Source organism: Acinetobacter sp. CY79, assembly GCF_059515845.1.
Map to the genome: position 1 here is coordinate 35,080 of NZ_JCAKMY010000016.1, position 16,649 is coordinate 51,728.

Annotated in this window: 20 protein-coding genes and 1 tRNA gene; 5 read left to right on the forward strand and 16 right to left on the reverse strand. The window is 38.9% G+C overall.

Translation table 11 applies throughout. From position 1 onward, the window contains the following. Positions 1-42: 42 nt before the first annotated feature. The gene (locus AC5YCE_RS08290) at positions 43-225 is read right to left on the reverse strand and encodes a hypothetical protein (RefSeq protein WP_496127225.1); all 183 of its coding nucleotides are present in this window, start codon (positions 223-225) and stop codon (positions 43-45) included. Positions 226-443: 218 nt separating this feature from the next. Between AC5YCE_RS08290 and AC5YCE_RS08295 the strand changes: the two genes are divergently transcribed. Continuing rightward, positions 444-1,670 carry a pyridoxal phosphate-dependent aminotransferase gene (locus AC5YCE_RS08295; protein ID WP_496171680.1) on the forward strand — a complete coding sequence of 409 codons (1,227 nt, stop codon included), beginning with the start codon at positions 444-446 and terminating at the stop codon, positions 1,668-1,670. Between the two features lie 59 nt (positions 1,671-1,729). Here the strand turns inward: AC5YCE_RS08295 and AC5YCE_RS08300 are convergent, their stop codons facing one another. The 3 genes from AC5YCE_RS08300 to AC5YCE_RS08310 all read right to left on the reverse strand — a co-directional run bounded on the left by AC5YCE_RS08300 (position 1,730) and on the right by AC5YCE_RS08310 (position 3,315). Then, positions 1,730-2,404 carry a DUF2711 family protein gene (locus AC5YCE_RS08300; RefSeq protein ID WP_496171681.1) on the reverse strand — a complete coding sequence of 225 codons (675 nt, stop codon included), beginning with the start codon at positions 2,402-2,404 and terminating at the stop codon, positions 1,730-1,732. A 35-nt stretch (positions 2,405-2,439) separates the two neighbouring features. Beyond that, on the reverse strand, positions 2,440-2,850 hold the full coding sequence (locus AC5YCE_RS08305) for a GFA family protein (protein WP_496171682.1): 411 nt from the start codon (positions 2,848-2,850) through the stop codon (positions 2,440-2,442). A gap of 111 nt (positions 2,851-2,961) precedes the next feature. Beyond that, the gene (locus AC5YCE_RS08310; RefSeq protein WP_496171683.1) at positions 2,962-3,315 is read right to left on the reverse strand and encodes a winged helix-turn-helix transcriptional regulator; all 354 of its coding nucleotides are present in this window, start codon (positions 3,313-3,315) and stop codon (positions 2,962-2,964) included. 138 nt (positions 3,316-3,453) lie between these two features. Between AC5YCE_RS08310 and AC5YCE_RS08315 the strand changes: the two genes are divergently transcribed. After that, entirely contained in the window at positions 3,454-3,888 is a 435-nt protein-coding gene (locus tag AC5YCE_RS08315; protein WP_496171684.1) for a PaaI family thioesterase, read from the forward strand. A gap of 244 nt (positions 3,889-4,132) precedes the next feature. Here AC5YCE_RS08315 and AC5YCE_RS08320 read toward each other — a convergent pair whose 3' ends face one another. After that, positions 4,133-4,579, reverse strand: coding sequence for a hypothetical protein (locus AC5YCE_RS08320; protein WP_496171685.1), 447 nt, complete (start codon positions 4,577-4,579; stop codon positions 4,133-4,135). A gap of 236 nt (positions 4,580-4,815) precedes the next feature. On the opposite strand from AC5YCE_RS08320, the gene AC5YCE_RS08325 reads away from it, so the two are divergent. After that, positions 4,816-4,891 (forward strand) — tRNA-Asn (locus AC5YCE_RS08325). A 54-nt stretch (positions 4,892-4,945) separates the two neighbouring features. Continuing rightward, positions 4,946-5,314 (forward strand): DUF6984 family protein, encoded by a 369-nt coding sequence (locus tag AC5YCE_RS08330; RefSeq protein WP_496171686.1) that lies wholly within the window; start codon positions 4,946-4,948, stop codon positions 5,312-5,314. Between the two features lie 46 nt (positions 5,315-5,360). On the opposite strand, the gene AC5YCE_RS08335 is transcribed toward AC5YCE_RS08330, so the two are convergent. The 11 genes from AC5YCE_RS08335 to AC5YCE_RS08385 all read right to left on the reverse strand — a co-directional run bounded on the left by AC5YCE_RS08335 (position 5,361) and on the right by AC5YCE_RS08385 (position 14,781). Continuing rightward, the gene (locus AC5YCE_RS08335) at positions 5,361-6,014 is read right to left on the reverse strand and encodes a MiaE family protein (RefSeq protein WP_496171687.1); all 654 of its coding nucleotides are present in this window, start codon (positions 6,012-6,014) and stop codon (positions 5,361-5,363) included. A gap of 23 nt (positions 6,015-6,037) precedes the next feature. Continuing rightward, on the reverse strand, positions 6,038-6,763 hold the full coding sequence (gene pdxJ / locus AC5YCE_RS08340; protein ID WP_496171688.1) for a pyridoxine 5'-phosphate synthase: 726 nt from the start codon (positions 6,761-6,763) through the stop codon (positions 6,038-6,040). A gap of 33 nt (positions 6,764-6,796) precedes the next feature. Beyond that, positions 6,797-7,534, reverse strand: a complete 738-nt coding sequence (gene recO / locus AC5YCE_RS08345; protein WP_496126068.1) for a DNA repair protein RecO — start codon at positions 7,532-7,534, stop codon at positions 6,797-6,799. Between the two features lie 20 nt (positions 7,535-7,554). Beyond that, positions 7,555-7,755: an NF038104 family lipoprotein gene (locus AC5YCE_RS08350; protein ID WP_496126067.1), complete on the reverse strand. Its 201-nt coding sequence runs from the start codon at positions 7,753-7,755 to the stop codon at positions 7,555-7,557. 41 nt (positions 7,756-7,796) lie between these two features. After that, positions 7,797-8,825, reverse strand: a complete 1,029-nt coding sequence (era, locus tag AC5YCE_RS08355; RefSeq protein WP_496171689.1) for a GTPase Era — start codon at positions 8,823-8,825, stop codon at positions 7,797-7,799. Continuing rightward, a complete protein-coding gene (gene rnc, locus AC5YCE_RS08360) occupies positions 8,825-9,523 on the reverse strand; it encodes a ribonuclease III (RefSeq protein ID WP_496126065.1) in 699 nt (232 codons plus the stop codon). Before rnc ends, era begins: the two co-directional genes overlap by 1 nt. Beyond that, the gene (locus AC5YCE_RS08365; protein ID WP_496126064.1) at positions 9,495-9,869 is read right to left on the reverse strand and encodes a DUF4845 domain-containing protein; all 375 of its coding nucleotides are present in this window, start codon (positions 9,867-9,869) and stop codon (positions 9,495-9,497) included. The genes rnc and AC5YCE_RS08365 overlap by 29 nt, the downstream gene beginning before the upstream one ends. Before the next feature lie 21 nt (positions 9,870-9,890). Beyond that, positions 9,891-10,745, reverse strand: coding sequence for a signal peptidase I (lepB, locus tag AC5YCE_RS08370; RefSeq protein WP_496171690.1), 855 nt, complete (start codon positions 10,743-10,745; stop codon positions 9,891-9,893). 20 nt (positions 10,746-10,765) lie between these two features. Further along, entirely contained in the window at positions 10,766-12,583 is a 1,818-nt protein-coding gene (gene lepA / locus AC5YCE_RS08375; RefSeq protein ID WP_496126062.1) for a translation elongation factor 4, read from the reverse strand. A 181-nt stretch (positions 12,584-12,764) separates the two neighbouring features. After that, complete coding sequence (locus tag AC5YCE_RS08380) at positions 12,765-13,217, reverse strand: acyl-CoA thioesterase (protein ID WP_496126061.1); 453 nt, start codon at positions 13,215-13,217, stop codon at positions 12,765-12,767. A gap of 172 nt (positions 13,218-13,389) precedes the next feature. After that, positions 13,390-14,781 carry a Do family serine endopeptidase gene (locus tag AC5YCE_RS08385; protein ID WP_496171691.1) on the reverse strand — a complete coding sequence of 464 codons (1,392 nt, stop codon included), beginning with the start codon at positions 14,779-14,781 and terminating at the stop codon, positions 13,390-13,392. Between the two features lie 230 nt (positions 14,782-15,011). Between AC5YCE_RS08385 and nadB the strand changes: the two genes are divergently transcribed. Beyond that, positions 15,012-16,649 (forward strand): L-aspartate oxidase, encoded by a 1,638-nt coding sequence (gene nadB / locus AC5YCE_RS08390; protein WP_496171692.1) that lies wholly within the window; start codon positions 15,012-15,014, stop codon positions 16,647-16,649.

A 16,649-nucleotide genomic window follows, 5' to 3' on the forward strand; every position in this document is an offset into this window, starting at 1 on the left:
TGCTTGATGCACCTATTTTTTTATTCTTCAACTTTATAAAAATTAACGCTTACCAAAAGAACGACGTGTACCACGGGGTGGCATCCAAGTACGATCCGCATAAGGTTGTGGCTTTGGACGTAAATCTTCAACTTCTTCATCCGCAGCTTTAGCATCATTTACTTGCTTTACTGGGAAAGGTAATTTCACGACTGGCTTTTTTGGGGAAGGGTTTTGCGTGCTCATTGCTATAACTCAATTCAATCTAAGCTTATTGTACGGAAAAAACAGTTTTTTTGCGAGTCACCTTGTATTTGGCTAATCATTCAACGATAAAACATTTATTTAATATTTTTATTTTATTTTTTAGCAATAAGATGTGAATTGATAAGACCTACTAGCAAAATTTAAGCTAAGATAGTGTGCTTTTTTATTTTTTAATCCCTATAAGAAGGAATAATGCCGTGGACGTACGTCTCTCTGATCGTGTTAATGCCATCAAACCGTCCCCTACACTTGCTGTAACCAATAAAGCTGCTGAACTCAAAGCAGCTGGCAAAAATGTCATTGGTCTTGGCGCAGGTGAACCGGATTTCGATACTCCGCAACACATCAAAGATGCAGCAATTGCAGCAATTAACAATGGTTTTACCAAATATACAGCTGTAGACGGTACGCCAAGCCTTAAAAAAGCAATCATTGCTAAGTTCAAGCGTGACAATAATCTTGACTATGCAGCTAACCAAATTTTGGTTTCTTGTGGCGGTAAACAATCATTCTTCAACCTTGCTTTAGCATTGTTGAACAAAGGCGATGAAGTCATTATCCCTGCTCCTTTCTGGGTAAGCTACCCAGATATGGTGATCATCGCTGAAGGCGTGCCTGTCATTGTAAAATGTGGTGAAGAACAACGTTTCAAAATCACACCTGCTCAATTAGAAGCAGCAATTACTGACAAAACGCGTTTAGTTGTTTTAAACAGCCCTTCAAACCCGACAGGTATGATCTACACCAAAGCTGAGCTTGAAGCTTTGGCTGATGTACTGCGTAAATATCCAGAAGTGTATATCGCTTCTGATGATATGTACGAACCAATCCGTTGGGATGATGAGTTCTATAACATTGCAACGGTAGCTCCAGACCTTTATGACCGCACAATCGTTCTGAACGGTGTGTCTAAAGCATATGCAATGACTGGCTGGCGTATTGGCTATGCAGCAGGTCCTGCTAAGCTTATTGGCGCAATGAAAAAAATCCAATCTCAATCGACTTCAAACCCAACGTCTATTTCTCAAGTTGCCGCTGAAGCTGCATTGAATGGTCCTCAAGATGTTCTTGAGCCTATGATTGAAGCATTCAAACGTCGTCATGACCTCGTTGTGAATGGTTTGAATGAAATCAACGGTATCTCTTGCTTACCTGCTGATGGTGCATTCTATGCATACGCAAACATCCGCCCGCTTATTCGTGCTAAAGGCTTAAAGTCTTGCACTGAATTCTCTGAATGGTTATTGGAAGAAACGGGTGTTGCAGTTGTTCCGGGTGATGCATTCGGTTTAGGTGGTTTCATGCGTATTTCTTATGCAACTGCTGACGAAGTTCTTGTTGATGCCCTTGCTCGTATTAAGAAAGCTGCTGATTCAATTGAAGGCGTTGATGCTGCAATTGCATCTATTGCTGCTGAAAAATAATCTGAAATTTTCCGGATAAAATAAAACCCGCACAAGTTGCGGGTTTTTTAATTCAAAATTTATAAATCATATATCCCCCAATATACTTGGGTTTTGTTTGAACAAAAAAATCCTTCTAATTGGCTTAGCGCAACAAATTGATCTAATAAGCTTTTTGATCCACAAACAAAGCTACAGTGACTATCCCAATGTGTTGTTACAAGTAAAGTATTATTATCAAAATAATAACTCCCTCGCTCAATGCTCAGATTATTCACGATTGTTTCAATGTCTCTCACTTTAGGAATTTCGAGACAAAACTCGTCGATCAACAACATCTGATTAATAGCAAGTCTATGAATACTGCTAAAAATCTTTTTAAAAACAAATGGTGAAATTAGACCTGTTGATTCTGGTGAAATAATTTTTTGATCAAAAAAGAGTTTTCTGATTTTTTCTGCAAGCACAGGAGCTTCCAGGTCTTTTTTTAATCCCCCTATGGAGGTTCTCAAGCCAATATCTATTTCACTTAAGTTATTAAATTTCGCAATTTCTAAAATATCCTTCCACAATATCGTATTGCAATGTTTAAGTAACTCCGTATCGCTAGGCCAACTCTCGTCGTCTATCTCATTGAAATCAATGATAGTACTATAGTAAAAGGGATGAAGAACTACATATACAGCCTCATAAACCCCTTTATAGAAATCTAAAATGCAACCATCATTTGGACATTCTCTAAATTTATTATCCATTTAAATTATTCATTTAATTAATAAAATTTTAATTTTTAATCTTCATTAAATAATGCAACGACATCTGCCTCTGTCAGCTTCAGTGTTTCATTTTTAAACGCATAAAAATCAGGCTTATGATCAATATAAACTTCAGTATTAAAGTTCAAATTTGAAGGAGCATGTTCAATGGCAAATACATTGATATTAACGTAGTTTTGATCCTTCATCCGCCAAAACAATACCGTTCCACAATGATTACAAAAACCACGTTCCGCCCAATCTGATGATGCATAGATGGATAGGTTATGATCTTTTAAAAATTTTAAACTGTCCATTTCAATATCAATCGTCATGTTTGCACCACTGGTCTGCTTACGACAAATAGAACAATGACACGCATGTACATCATGGTTGATTAATTCAAAACTAAAAACCGTTTCCCCGCATAAACACTTTCCCTGCATGGTATTCACCGTTATTGCTGTTTAAATTTCTGATGAGGTCGATCGCTTTGGAATGTTATACATGCAAATATAGATGCGTTCATTAGGCTTTTTATTATATTTTAGCTTCTCCTATTTCAGCTTAGAGATCATTTGAGTTGAAATCTCAGCCTCAGTCCAACTTACACCCCACTCGACCATTGCCATCAATATAGGTTTAAGGTTTTGACCTTTTAGAGTCAATACATACTCAAAACGTTGCTGACGATCTATATAGGCTTTCTTTTCGAAAATTCCATGCTCAACCAAGCGAGCAAGACGTTCAGCCAAAACATGACGCGTGACACCTAAATTTTTTTGGAAATGTTCAAAACGCGTCATTCCTAAAAATGCATTTCGGATAATCAATAGCGTCCAACGATCGCCAAAAATCGCTAGACTTTGAGCGATAGGACAATTTTGCTCCGTGGCTTCCGTCCATTTCATGACTCAATCTTCCATTACTATCAATTCTGTTGACATTGACCTTACTTTATACAATTGTGTAAGGTATTCACAAGTTCTATTTTAGAACTTGTGAATACCAAATTAAAATTGCGCAAAGTGAAATAAAGGGAAAAAAGAATGAATCCAAAAGAAATGACAGGCTTACAACTCCTTCAAGCCATGGCTGCTGGACATATTCCACCTGCAAGTATCAGTGAAACCATTCCCATGAAACCCACTCAAATTGAAAGTGGTCAAGTGACATTCGAAGTTCAAGCAGACAAACGCCATCTCAATCCTTTAGGCGGCGTTCATGGTGGATTTGCAGCAACCGTACTCGATACCGTTACAGGTTGTGCAATTCACACCGTTTTAGAAGCAGGTGTTGGCTATGGCACCATTGATCTCAATATTAAAATGTGTCGCCCCATTCCAAAAGATCAAACACTGACTGCTATTGGCGAGATAATCAATGTCTCTAAGAATTTAGCCATGTCTGAAGGAAAAATCATCGATGAAAATGGTAAATTGTATGCACATGCAACTGCAACATGTATGATCATTAGACCCTAATGCCTAGAATGAATACTTAGAATCTGGATGACTCTTTACACTTCATCCAGTATCTGAGTAAATGCTAAATAGATACATAGCGCATAGGCTCATTAGACTCACCTCGAATATGATCAACAATGCATGATATCAACTGACTATTTACGTTGTTATTTATGCAAATATCTTCTAGAACCTAATAACCCAGATCTTTAATATTCGAATCTTGTTTTTAAAAATCCTAAAGATTTAGTTTTATCAAAAATTAAGCACAAGATTGATGCATTGAATATGAGCGATCAGGTCGTGGACAATTTACCAACTCCACATAATATTTGAGCGGTGAACGTACTTCAACTTGTTGAACCAGTTGACTATTCTGATCCCAGACTTGCGATGTATTCACACCTGTCACAGCATTGCCCTTAATCGAGTAGATATACACATGTTTAGATGCATAATCTTTAATATCTTGAGCAGCAAGATATTCTTCGATGCGATGCGATGGCGTTACATCATCAGACCATTTTTCAGAAAACCAAAGCTGAAGTAAATCACCTAAAAAAAGATGTTGTTTCTTGAATGGAAATAAATCAACAAACGCGCCGTCCACTTCTGTGAAATAAGTGTCGGGTGTATTTAAGATATTGAGATAGTTTTCTTTATAAAATGCGAGATTTGAAAAAATCTGAGGGATAGTGAGCGTCTTCATCCGCTTTCTCCATGTTTAGCCATTTAGTGCTGGCAAGTTGGTTAAATCCACACTGTTTAAGTTGTCTTAAACATTCTGTTCTGTAAATTAATTTATCAACACAATTCACACGACGCAAGTTTTTTTGAGAATTTAAACCTATTCGTCTAAATAAAAAGCATCTAACAGCAAAATGAAGAAAACATGACAGTTTTGACTTGACCCAACTTTAAATCCCCTTATAATCGCATTCAGATTCTCCAATAGCTCAGTCGGTAGAGCGACGGACTGTTAATCCGCAGGTCCCTGGTTCGAGCCCAGGTTGGAGAGCCAAATACTAAAAAGCCCACTCATCATGAAGTGGGCTTTTTTTATTGGATAATAAAAATGAGAAAACTCACACTTTTAGAAAAAAGATTAATTAAAAGAATTTTATTGCTCATTCCTGCGGATCTAAAACCAGAACCGATCGAATTAGACCGAATCATGGTTCAAGAATTAACTGATGGCGGAATGGGATCTATTATGTTTCTAACGAATAACCAAAATAGACGATGCATGAAACAATATATCGTTAATGTATATTGCTTAGATACTGACAATACCCCTATCTATATTGGGATTAATGTAGATGCAGAAAATCAACTCTATGAACTAGATTCATGGAAAGTGAATGATGAACCACTACTTTCATCCTTAGGCACTATGCCAAAGCTATATGATAAAAATTGGAATGAAATATTTTCAGAACTCTGACAGATAAAATAAAACCCCTCGTAAGGGGCTTTATATTTTCAATTCATCAAGCAGCCTTAGCAGGTACACCACTATGGAATCTGAATAATTCGTCAGGCGTTAAAATCAAATCCTTCTCAACTTCACGAATATGATCAATACGAGTTTGAATCGTTTCTTCAGGATTCTTAAGTTGATGATTTTTAGCCACATCAATCGCAAGCGCTAAATAGTCTTCATAGTGGCGAGATTCAGACTTGAGAAGATAACGGTAATAACGCCCTAATTCTTCGTCAACCAGCGGTGCAAGTGCGTAGAAACGCTCACACGAGCGCGCTTCAACAAAAGCACCAATCACCAAAATATCAATTAGCGCTTCAGGCTCATACGTACGCACCTCTTTACGTAATCCACCTGCATAACGTCCAGCACTGATTGATGACCATGCTTGACCACGCTTTGCCATAAATTCTAAGACTTGCTCATAATGCAGCATTTCTTCCCGAACCAGCTGAGCAAGCTTAATCTGCAAATCTGAAAAGAAGCTATAACGAAACATTAAGTTCATCGCTGTACTTGCTGCCTTCTTTTCACAGTTGGCGTGATCTTGCATCAAAATATCAAGATTATTTACAGCTTCATCCAACCAAGCTTTTGGTGTTTCACAGCCCAAGAAGCCAATCACAGGCTTCATGAGTTCATCGTAATTCAAATTAGACATCTTCGTACTTTAGTTCGTTTCAATTAGCGAGCGGATTTAATCGCCGTTTTCATATCTTTAACTGCTTGCGTCATGCCCACAAATACACTTTCAGCCACAATCGAATGACCAATATTTAATTCGTGAATTTGTGAAATCGCAGCAATTGGAGCTACATTAGACAGATTAAGCCCATGTCCAGCATTTACAACCAATCCTTTAGATGCCGCATACTCTGCGCCTTTCACAATACGCTCTAATTCTTTCGATTGAGCTTCTGGCGTTTCAGCATCTGCGTACGCACCTGTATGGATTTCAATGGTAGGTACACCACATGCAACAGCAGCGTCAATTTGAGCAAAATCAGCATCGATAAACAAGGATACATCACAACCGACTGCAGTCAGTTCAGCAGTAGCAGCTTTCACATCTTCAAAATGTCCAACCACATCCAAACCACCTTCCGTGGTCACTTCTTCACGCTTTTCAGGCACAAAACACACATGCTGCGGTTTGATTTCTTTGGCAAATGCAATCATTTCAGCTGTGACGGCAAGCTCTAAATTCATGTGTGTTTTAAGCACTGGACGCATGCGTCTCACGTCATCATCTTGAATATGGCGACGGTCTTCACGCAAATGCAATGTAATCCCTTCAGCACCCGCCTCCTCACAAATCAGCGCAGCTTGAACTGGGTCTGGATAATTCGTTCCGCGTGCTTGTCGAAGCGTAGCAACATGATCAATATTTACACCAAGCAAAGCAGCCATAACATCTTCCTAATTTGATTGAGTTTGATATTCTCATTGAGGTTTTGATTGAGACATAGAGTGCGATTTGGTCTGAGCATTCTGAATCCAAAGCTGTCGACTTTTTAAAGGTCGATCACCGAGCAAAGATGCAATCATTTGACGGTAAAGCTTAGCCAGTAATTGTAACTGTTCAGCGTTAAATTCTGTACCCTTTTCATAGTGAATCATCGACAAAATAGATTCACCCGTCAGCGTCGCATTGGAATGATGAGCGACTGGCATAAAGCCATCATTCAGCTGAAACTGGTATCTTACTTGTGGAAGAATTTCATTTTGCTTTGAATCAATCGCAAAGTTAAGTGAATAACCCAACTCGTCCAATAAAACATGCTCGAATTGTCTTAAAATTTGTTTCAAGAATTCATTGGGATGCACTTGATCTGCCAAATGTTGTAATTGTGCCAAGGTAATTTGGTATTGCCGAAAAGTTTCTGGCATAGCCTCTTCTAATGGGCATAAGCGCAGTAAAACTTCATTCAGATAAAAACCTGCAAAAAAGGCATCTCCATGGAAGAACACTGGATGTGTCAAAATTTCCAATTTCGCAAAATTCTTGAGTTCAGACTTACCTGTGGCTTGTAGAATAATCGGTTGATATTGCGGTGGAGGCATCTGCCTTAAAATACCATCGATGCGACCATATTCTTCAGTAAATAAATGAACAATATGGCTACGCTCTCGATATTTTCGATGATGGATTAAAAAACCATGCAAAGTTTCATTACGCATAGAATGAGCACTAAACCGATTTAATCATCCTTATCTTTTTTCTTGTTATCATCAGATTCTTCGTCATCACCATCTGGGATGACTGCTCCAACAACAGCTGCTGTACCTTTAACAACACCTTTGGTGGTCTTGTATGCCACTTTAACGGGAACCGTAACGATTTTGTGAATACAACCTTGCAACATGAACATACACGTCAATACAGCCAATACTTTGATCATTCGATTTCTTCCATTAAAGGGCAATAAACAAGATGTAGTGATTAGATATCACTATACCCTAAACTTTTCAATGCACGCTCATCATCAGACCACCCACCTTTGACTTTCACCCAAAGTGTCAGCATGATCTTTTGCTCAAACATTTTTTCCATATCGGCACGGGCGTCCATACCGATTTTTTTCAATTTTGCGCCTTTTTCACCAATCACAATCGCTTTTTGACCTTGGCGATCAACAAAGATGGTTGCATCAATATACGTACATGCGGGCTTCATACGACCAGTTTTTTCATTCAAAACTGGCTCTTCAATTTTAAAAGATTCAATTTGAACTGTTAAATCGTATGGAAGTTCTTCACCCAACTGACGCATAATCTTTTCACGAATGATTTCACTCGCAAGGAAACGCTCTGAACGATCGGTCAATTGATCTAAAGAATATAGCGGTGGTTGGAATGGTAGATATTTCTCAATCGTTTGACGTAAATGTTCAAGGTTTGCACCACGAAGTGCAGAAACTGGAACAATTTCCGCAAAGTTCATCAACTTTTCACGCTCTAAAATCAAAGGCAAAGCACTGTTCTTATTTTCAAAAGTATCAACTTTATTGATTACAAGAATCACAGGCATTTCTGCATTTTTAAGTTTTTCCAAAACGAGGTCATCGTTTTGTGTCCATTTGTCTGCATCAACGACAAAGAGAACCAAGTTCACATCACGTAATGCAGAATGTGCAGCACGGTTCATCATTTTATTGATGGCACGAACTTCTTTCTTGTGCATCCCTGGCGTATCCACAAATACAGCCTGAGACTTCTCACGAGAATCAATACCGACAATTTTATGACGTGTCGTTTGTGGTTTACGTGATGTAATTGACAACTTCTGACCCAAAATATGGTTCATTAATGTCGATTTACCGACGTTTGGTCGACCAACAATGGCAACAAATCCACTTTTAAAGTCACTCGGAATTTCTGTTCCTTGTGCGCTAAAAAAGTTATTAATAAGATCGTTAGCAGTGTCGTTCGAGTCGTGATCAGCATCGATGTGATCGGAATGAGTCGTCATTAAGACTTTTGCTCCAAAATTTTTAAAATATCTGCCGCAACGCTTTGTTCTGCGAAACGACGGCTTGAACCTTCACCATATCTGGTGGGCATGCCCTCAATCACACATTCAACTTTAAAATGCTGATTGGGCGCATCACCTTGAATATCGACAACTTCGTAAATTGGGAGAGGCTTTTTACGCGCTTGAAGATATTCTTGTAAACGTGATTTCGGGTCCTTCAATTGATCCGTAGGCTCAATATGATCTAGGTATGGTGTATACCAATTTAAAACAATCGATTGTAAAAGTTGTAAATCATGACAATCGATATAAATCGCACCAATAATCGCTTCAACAGTATCCGCAAGAATAGATTCACGATGATGTCCACCAGATTTTAATTCACCCACACTGAGTATTAAACTCTGACTAAGTTTCAAATCTGTTGCAATCTTACCTAAAGCTTCCTGACGAACCAAAGTTGCACGCATACGCGTTAAACGACCTTCATTTTCGTTTGGATATTGCTCATATAGATAATTGGCAATAATCATGCCCAACAACGAATCACCTAAAAACTCTAGGCGTTCGTAATTGTGCTTATGACTTACCGATCGATGCGTCAGTGCAAGCTTGAGTAGCTCAATTTGATTAAACTGATAACCGATGCGACTGAGTAAGCGTGAATCACTTACTTTGAACTGACCTTTGATCAAAACTCTTCTCGAATGTGAGGACTAAATCAATATTCAGTAAGAACGGTTTTCTTACTTCGTATTTCTTTGTCACTTGTAAACCATTTTCTGTTGAAACATGCGCAATATCCTGAAAATTAATTTCCCGAATATTGTTCATACTAAAATCCTGACTCATTTGAGTCGAAAACTGAGAAGGTGTGATATTTGAAGGGCTTTTTTGCATTTGCGATTCAATGAGCTTATTTATCACACGATCATCCCAATAGGATGGCCATACTGCCACTGTTGCTTTTAAAACAAAAGCGACAACCATGATCCCCAGTAAAATCGAAATATAAGACGTACCTTTTTGAGCATTACGCATTATTTTTATCCAAAGGTTAAATTATTGAATTTGACCATTTCGACTGAACGACGGAAGTTTTAAACCTGGCTCTTTATGCATCCACACATAAACAGCCTTACCTGTTAAGTTTGCTTGCGGTACGAATCCCCAGAATCGACTGTCAGCACTTTGGTCACGGTTATCACCCATTGCGAAGTAATGACCTACTGGCACTTTTACTTCCCAACTTAATCCATTGGTTTTCACAAAACGATCATTTTCTGTCGCAACAAACGGTAGATCAGACTTTGATTGTGCATAGTTAAATTGCGCAATTAAAGTATTTTGACCTGCCAAATTACGTACGAGATGTTTATGTTCACCCAATGTTTCGTAGTGATAAATAGATTCAGGCGTGTCTAAATCATCCTTTTTACGACTAAATTCAGCCGTTTCAAATGGCACTACTTTACCATTGATATTGAGCTTACCGTTTTCATAAACAATATGATCCCCTGGTAAGCCAATAATTCTTTTAATATAACTGATACTTGGTTGTGGTGGATAACGGAATACCGCGACATCACCACGCTCAGGCTCTGCTACATCAATGATCTTGGTATTGGTAATCGGCAAACGAACACCATACTGGTATTTGTTCACTAAGATATAGTCACCTGTCTCAAGCGTTGGCACCATCGAATCCGATGGAATATTGTACGGCTCAAAGAAGAATGAGCGCAGTACAAGCACAACAGCCAAGACAGGCCAGAAGTCATAAGCCCATGTGATAATGAAATTTTCATTACCTTTACCCTTGCTTGCTCGTTGTTTGAGTACAAACTTATCAAGCAACCACAAACCGAAGAAAATCAGCGTTACGGGTACGAGGATCAAATTAAAATCAAAATCCATGGCTTACATATCCTCTTTTATTATCTTTCTACTTTGAGTACAGCTAAGAATGCTTCTTGTGGAATTTCAACACTACCCACTTGCTTCATGCGTTTTTTACCTTCTTTCTGTTTAGAGAGAAGTTTCTTCTTACGTGAAACGTCACCACCATAACATTTAGCCAATACGTTTTTACGCATCGCTTTCACAGTAGAACGGGCAATAATTTGAGCACCAATTGCTGCTTGAATCGCAACATCAAACATCTGACGTGGAATCAATTCTTTCATTTTTTCAACCAGTGCAATACCACGATGACGGGCGTCATTACGATGACAAATCATCGCCAAAGCATCAACCTTATCGCCATTGATCAGAACATCAACTTTTACTAACGAAGAACTTTCAAAACGAACAAAGTTATAATCAAGTGATGCAAAACCACGCGAACATGATTTCAAACGGTCAAAGAAGTCCATGACCACTTCTGCCATCGGAATCTCAAAAGTAATCGCAACTTGGTTACTGACAAACTTCATGTCTTTTTGAACGCCACGACGTTCAACACACAATGTCATTACATTTCCAAGATATTCTTGTGGTACGAGAATATTACATTCAGCAATCGGTTCACGAAGATCTTCAACCGTTGAACCTTCTGGCATTTTTGAAGGACTATCGATGTAAATGGTGTTGCCATTTTTCATCACAGCTTCATAGATTACCGTCGGTGCTGATGAAATCAGATCGAGATCATACTCGCGCTCTAAACGTTCCTGTACGATTTCCATGTGAAGCATCCCAAGGAAGCCACAACGGAAACCAAAGCCTAAAGCATCAGAGCTTTCAGGTTCGAAGAAAAGTGCAGAGTCATTAATTTGAAGCTTGTGCAAAGCTTCGCGGAACGGTTCAAAATCACTTGCATCAATTGGGAATAAACCCGCATAAACCTGTGGTTTAACTTTTTTGAACCCAGGAAGAATTTCAACTTCAGGCGTAGAAGACAAAGTGATGGTATCACCCACGGGTGCACCAAAAATGTCTTTAATACCTGCAATCACAAAACCGACTTCGCCTGCTTCTAACTCACCTGTTTCAGTGTGCTTTGGATTGAAGATACCGACTGAAGTCACGATATGTGTTTGACCGGTAGATTTCACCAACATTTTGTCGCCCTTACGGATACGACCGTGTTTTACACGGACCAAAGACACGACACCCAGATAGTTATCGAACCATGAGTCAACAATTAGTGCTTGCAAAGCACCGTCGCGATCACCGACAGGTGGCGGAATTACATCGACAAGTTTTTCAAGCACCCCTTCAACACCTAAACCTGTTTTTGCAGAACATGTCGGTGCGTCAGTTGCTTCAACGCCAATAATGTCTTCAATTTCTTGGATAACACGTTCGGGTTCAGCTTGAGGTAAGTCAATTTTATTCAGTACTGGAAGAACTTCCAAACCTTGTTCAATTGCTGTGTAGCAGTTTGCCACAGACTGTGCTTCTACACCCTGTGCGGCATCGACAACGAGCAATGCACCTTCACATGCAGCCAATGAACGAGAAACTTCATAAGAGAAGTCAACGTGTCCAGGCGTATCAATGAAGTTCAGTTGGTATTCTTCACCATTTGGATGCTTATAATAAAGCGTTACTGAAGCGGCTTTAATGGTAATCCCACGTTCGCGTTCAATATCCATAGAGTCAAGTACCTGAGCTTGCATCTCACGATCTTGTAAACCACCACAGGTTTGAATAAAGCGGTCAGCTAGAGTCGACTTTCCATGATCGATATGAGCAATGATCGAAAAGTTACGAATGTTTTTGATATCAACGGATTTTTTAGCTTGCGCCATGGGTTACCTTGAACAATATAGTGCGCTATGCAAGAAATACTGATTGCATAACAAAAAGATGTTTAATGAATTGCTGACGATTATAGCAGATGGTTTTTTCAAAGTATTCAAAAATAATCATAAGCCAAGGTTGAAATATCCAAACTTCATTCGAATGATTAATCCTATCCAATATTAATGATCATCCCAAATACAACTGACTAAAATCCAATGGATTGATGTCTTCCGCCAGTGGTTGGTAAGCCTGAGTAAATGTCGGCGACATGCGTTTTGGGCGACCTGTAGCGATTTCGACACACGCCCATTTGGTATTTGCGACAAATAAAACACTTTGATCGGTAGGTCTATAGAAAACATATTGTCGAAAAGAGTACAAAGCATTGATTTCGCTTAACCAAGTACGCAAAATAATGTCTTCATCTTGCATTGCTGCTTTTCGATATTGCACATGATGTTCAACAGCCACCATCGCATGTTTTAATTCTAAATACTGTGTAACACCCAACCCTAAAGCTTCAATATGAGCGGTTGCAACGTCTTGCATCCAACTGACATAAACAACGTTATTTACATGACCCAATACATCAATATGCTCAGGCTTTACTTTTAGTTTTAAGTCAAAAATAGTACTCACGCAACAACCTTGTTTTTATGTAAATCTCTAGAGTTCACAAATTTAACAAAGCACATGAATAATTGAAACCACCAATAACTCAAACTCCTCATAAAAAATCCACTCAAAATTGAGTGGATTTTTATTCGACTTGATTTGCTTTAAATCAATTTAGAAGCGAAAAATGACAAAATTAACGGATACGTAAACCAATAATTGCATTCTGACCTTGACGCACGATTGCAACACGAGCAACAGTATTGGCTTTTAGATCTGCGACAGATTCAACAAAATCATTCGCACTCGTGATTTGCTTACCATTGATTTGTGTGATCACATCGCCCGCTTGAATACGTGATTGTGCAGCCAGACCACCACGAACCACATCTTGTACATATACACCACCTTTGACATTTAAGCGTTGCAACTCTGTTGGACTAAGACCTCGAATTGAGATACCTAAAACAGGTCCTTTCTGAGCTTTAGTTGCTGAACTTCCATTTGACTTCGCAGGCGTATCATCAGGAGACGTCGTTAGTGTTGCTGAAATCACACGTGGCTTATCATCGCGAAGTATTTCTAAATTAATGCTTTGATTTGGCGAAGTCCGATTAAGATAATTCAGCAGATCAGAAGTACGTGAAATTGGTGTGCCATTAAATTTTAAAATCACATCACCTGATCGCATGCCCGCTTTTGCAGCAGGAGAGTTTGGCACAACTTGCGTAATCAATGAGCCTTCTGGTTTCGATAATTTGTAAGCTTCTGCTAAATTACGATCAACATCTTGTAACATCACACCGAGATAAGAGCGAGTCACTTTACCATTTTTCTTCAATTGATCTGCGACATCCATGGCTACATCAATCGGAATAGAGAAGGACAACCCCATATATCCACCCGTACCACTAAAGATCCGTGAATTAACCCCCACAACCTGACCTTGTTGGTTAAACAGTGGACCACCCGAGTTACCTGGATTCAATGCGACGTCAGTTTGAATAAAAGGAACTGAATTCTCGTCGCTTAGCATATTCCGCGATTTTGCACTTACAATTCCTGCAGAAGCGGAATAATCAAAACCAAAAGGAGAACCGATTGCTAAAACAGGTTGTCCTACTTTGAGTTGATCAATATTCCCTGTTGATAAGGATGGGAAATTTGAACCTGTCACTTTCAACAATGCAACGTCTGTTCGCGCATCACTTCCTACAACTTTTGCATCAATTTCACGGCGATCATTGAGCACAATAGTCACTTGAGATGCATCTTCAACCACATGATGATTGGTCAACAAATAACCATCTTTAGAGATGAAAAATGCACTACCAAAAGCGGTTTTTTCTTGAGGTGCTTGCTGTTGCGGAATAATAATTTGATTACCAAAAAAACGCTTTAAAATTTCAGGAACTTGTTGCTGTAATAACTCTTCCTGAGACATTTTTTTGACAACATTAACACTCACTACCCCCGGACTCACTTGTTCAACCAAATGAGAAAAATCCACAGGTACTGATGCATTGACTTGAGCAGCCATTGTAAAAGCAATAGCGAACATTCCTTTTTGCATAAAACGATTATTCATAAAACCCTTACTCACAGATTTTTGATTTTTTGATAGCTATGTTTTTAGCATAGTAATGTATATATTTAAGTAAATAAATGTTTCTAATTTTTTTAAAAACAATGCTTTACTTAATTTTTCCTTAAATTTAGTCCTTTTAATCATTTTCCAAGCATTTTAATCTTTAGAACTATTGTTTTTTTGTGCAAAAAAGAGTGTTATTGACAGACTTTTTTTGACCAAATTAGCGAATGGAAATGTCTGATTCAAATCAAAGTCTGCAATTTGATGTAATTATTGTCGGTAGTGGTGGTGCAGGTCTGAGTTTAGCGCTGTCTTTGCCAGAACATTATCGTATTGCCATCTTAGCAAAATCAAACCTTACCGATGCCAGCACGTATTATGCTCAAGGTGGTGTTGCAGCAGTACTCGATCAGTCAGATTCGATTCAACAGCATATTGACGACACTTTAATTGCCGGTGCACATTTATGCGAAAAACAAGCCGTACAACATACCGTTGAAGGTGGAAAACTTTCAGTCGATTTCTTGTTAAAACAAGGTGTTCAATTCACACTAGATGAACATGAACAACTACATTTAACACGTGAAGGTGGTCACTCACAACGCCGTATTATTCACAGTGCAGATGCAACGGGTAAAGCTATATCAACTACATTAGTCCAACGCGTACAAGAACAACAAAATATCCAAATCTTTGAGAATTATGTCGCGATTGATTTAATCACCCAGCATAAATTGGGTCACATGGATCAAGACAATCGTGCACTTGGTTTATATGCATTGGATGAACAATCTGAACAGGTCATCACCTTTCTTGCTCCCTTTACCGCACTTGCCTGTGGTGGAGCAATGAAAGCCTATCTTTACACTTCAAACCCAGATATTGCCACAGGTGATGGCATCGCAATGGCATACCGTGCGGGTTGTCGGGTCGCGAACATGGAATTCAATCAATTCCATCCAACCTGCTTATACCATCCTCAAGCTCGCTCTTTTTTAATTACTGAAGCAATGCGTGGTGAAGGTGCTTATCTCCGTTTACCGGATGGTGAGCGTTTCATGCTTCGTTTTGATGAACGTGCTGAACTCGCTCCGCGTGATATTGTGGCTCGGGCAATTGATTATGAAATTAAGCGTTTAGGTATCCGTCACGTTTGGCTCGATATTACCCACAAACCTGAAGCTTTTGTCAAAGAACACTTCCCTACACTTTACCAACGCCTACTCGAATTAGGTATTGATATTACAAAAGAAATGATTCCTGTTGTTCCTGCAGCCCACTATACCTGCGGTGGTGTAATGGTTGATGATCATAGTCAAACAGATATATCAGGATTATATGCAATTGGTGAAACCTCATATACAGGGCTTCACGGTGCAAACCGCATGGCAAGTAATTCATTATTGGAATGTTTTGTCTATGGAATGAGTGCTGCTGAACATATTCAGTCACAGTTCAGTACGGATTTTGAAGCACCTATTGTTCCTGCATGGGATGCAAGTCAAGTTGAAAACCCAGATGAAGATGTCGTAATCCTACAAAACTGGGACGAACTCCGTCAAACCATGTGGAATTATGTCGGTATTGTCAGAACGACGAAACGTTTAGAACGAGCGCTCAACCGCATCGAAATGTTAAAATCTGAAATCAATGAATATTATCAAGACTACCACGTCAGCAAGAATTTAATCGAACTAAGAAACTTAGTGCTCGTCTCTGAAATGATTGTACGCTGTGCAATGCAACGTAAGGAATCTCGCGGACTACATTACACACTTGATTATCCAGAACTCTCCAATGAACTTAGAAAAACAGTACTCATACCACCTAATTTTCAAGTTGAAACACCATTGGTTGAAGCTTAA

What these genes read in the sequence shown, in the direction of transcription:
- AC5YCE_RS08315 (WP_496171684.1), top strand. Translation starts at nt 3,454, where the DNA reads ATGAATCCAAAAGAAATGACAGGCTTACAACTCCTTCAAGCCATGGCT.
- lepB (WP_496171690.1), bottom strand. Translation starts at nt 10,745, where the DNA reads ATGGATTTTGATTTTAATTTGATCCTCGTACCCGTAACGCTGATTTTC.
- recO (WP_496126068.1), bottom strand. Translation starts at nt 7,534, where the DNA reads ATGCGTAATGAAACTTTGCATGGTTTTTTAATCCATCATCGAAAATAT.
- AC5YCE_RS08300 (WP_496171681.1), bottom strand. Translation starts at nt 2,404, where the DNA reads ATGGATAATAAATTTAGAGAATGTCCAAATGATGGTTGCATTTTAGAT.
- AC5YCE_RS08310 (WP_496171683.1), bottom strand. Translation starts at nt 3,315, where the DNA reads ATGAAATGGACGGAAGCCACGGAGCAAAATTGTCCTATCGCTCAAAGT.
- AC5YCE_RS08305 (WP_496171682.1), bottom strand. Translation starts at nt 2,850, where the DNA reads ATGCAGGGAAAGTGTTTATGCGGGGAAACGGTTTTTAGTTTTGAATTA.
- pdxJ (WP_496171688.1), bottom strand. Translation starts at nt 6,763, where the DNA reads ATGGCTGCTTTGCTTGGTGTAAATATTGATCATGTTGCTACGCTTCGA.
- AC5YCE_RS08290 (WP_496127225.1), bottom strand. Translation starts at nt 225, where the DNA reads ATGAGCACGCAAAACCCTTCCCCAAAAAAGCCAGTCGTGAAATTACCT.
- AC5YCE_RS08330 (WP_496171686.1), top strand. Translation starts at nt 4,946, where the DNA reads ATGAGAAAACTCACACTTTTAGAAAAAAGATTAATTAAAAGAATTTTA.
- AC5YCE_RS08365 (WP_496126064.1), bottom strand. Translation starts at nt 9,869, where the DNA reads ATGCGTAATGCTCAAAAAGGTACGTCTTATATTTCGATTTTACTGGGG.
- lepA (WP_496126062.1), bottom strand. Translation starts at nt 12,583, where the DNA reads ATGGCGCAAGCTAAAAAATCCGTTGATATCAAAAACATTCGTAACTTT.
- AC5YCE_RS08385 (WP_496171691.1), bottom strand. Translation starts at nt 14,781, where the DNA reads ATGAATAATCGTTTTATGCAAAAAGGAATGTTCGCTATTGCTTTTACA.
- nadB (WP_496171692.1), top strand. Translation starts at nt 15,012, where the DNA reads ATGGAAATGTCTGATTCAAATCAAAGTCTGCAATTTGATGTAATTATT.
- era (WP_496171689.1), bottom strand. Translation starts at nt 8,825, where the DNA reads ATGACGACTCATTCCGATCACATCGATGCTGATCACGACTCGAACGAC.
- AC5YCE_RS08335 (WP_496171687.1), bottom strand. Translation starts at nt 6,014, where the DNA reads ATGTCTAATTTGAATTACGATGAACTCATGAAGCCTGTGATTGGCTTC.
- AC5YCE_RS08320 (WP_496171685.1), bottom strand. Translation starts at nt 4,579, where the DNA reads ATGAAGACGCTCACTATCCCTCAGATTTTTTCAAATCTCGCATTTTAT.
- AC5YCE_RS08350 (WP_496126067.1), bottom strand. Translation starts at nt 7,755, where the DNA reads ATGATCAAAGTATTGGCTGTATTGACGTGTATGTTCATGTTGCAAGGT.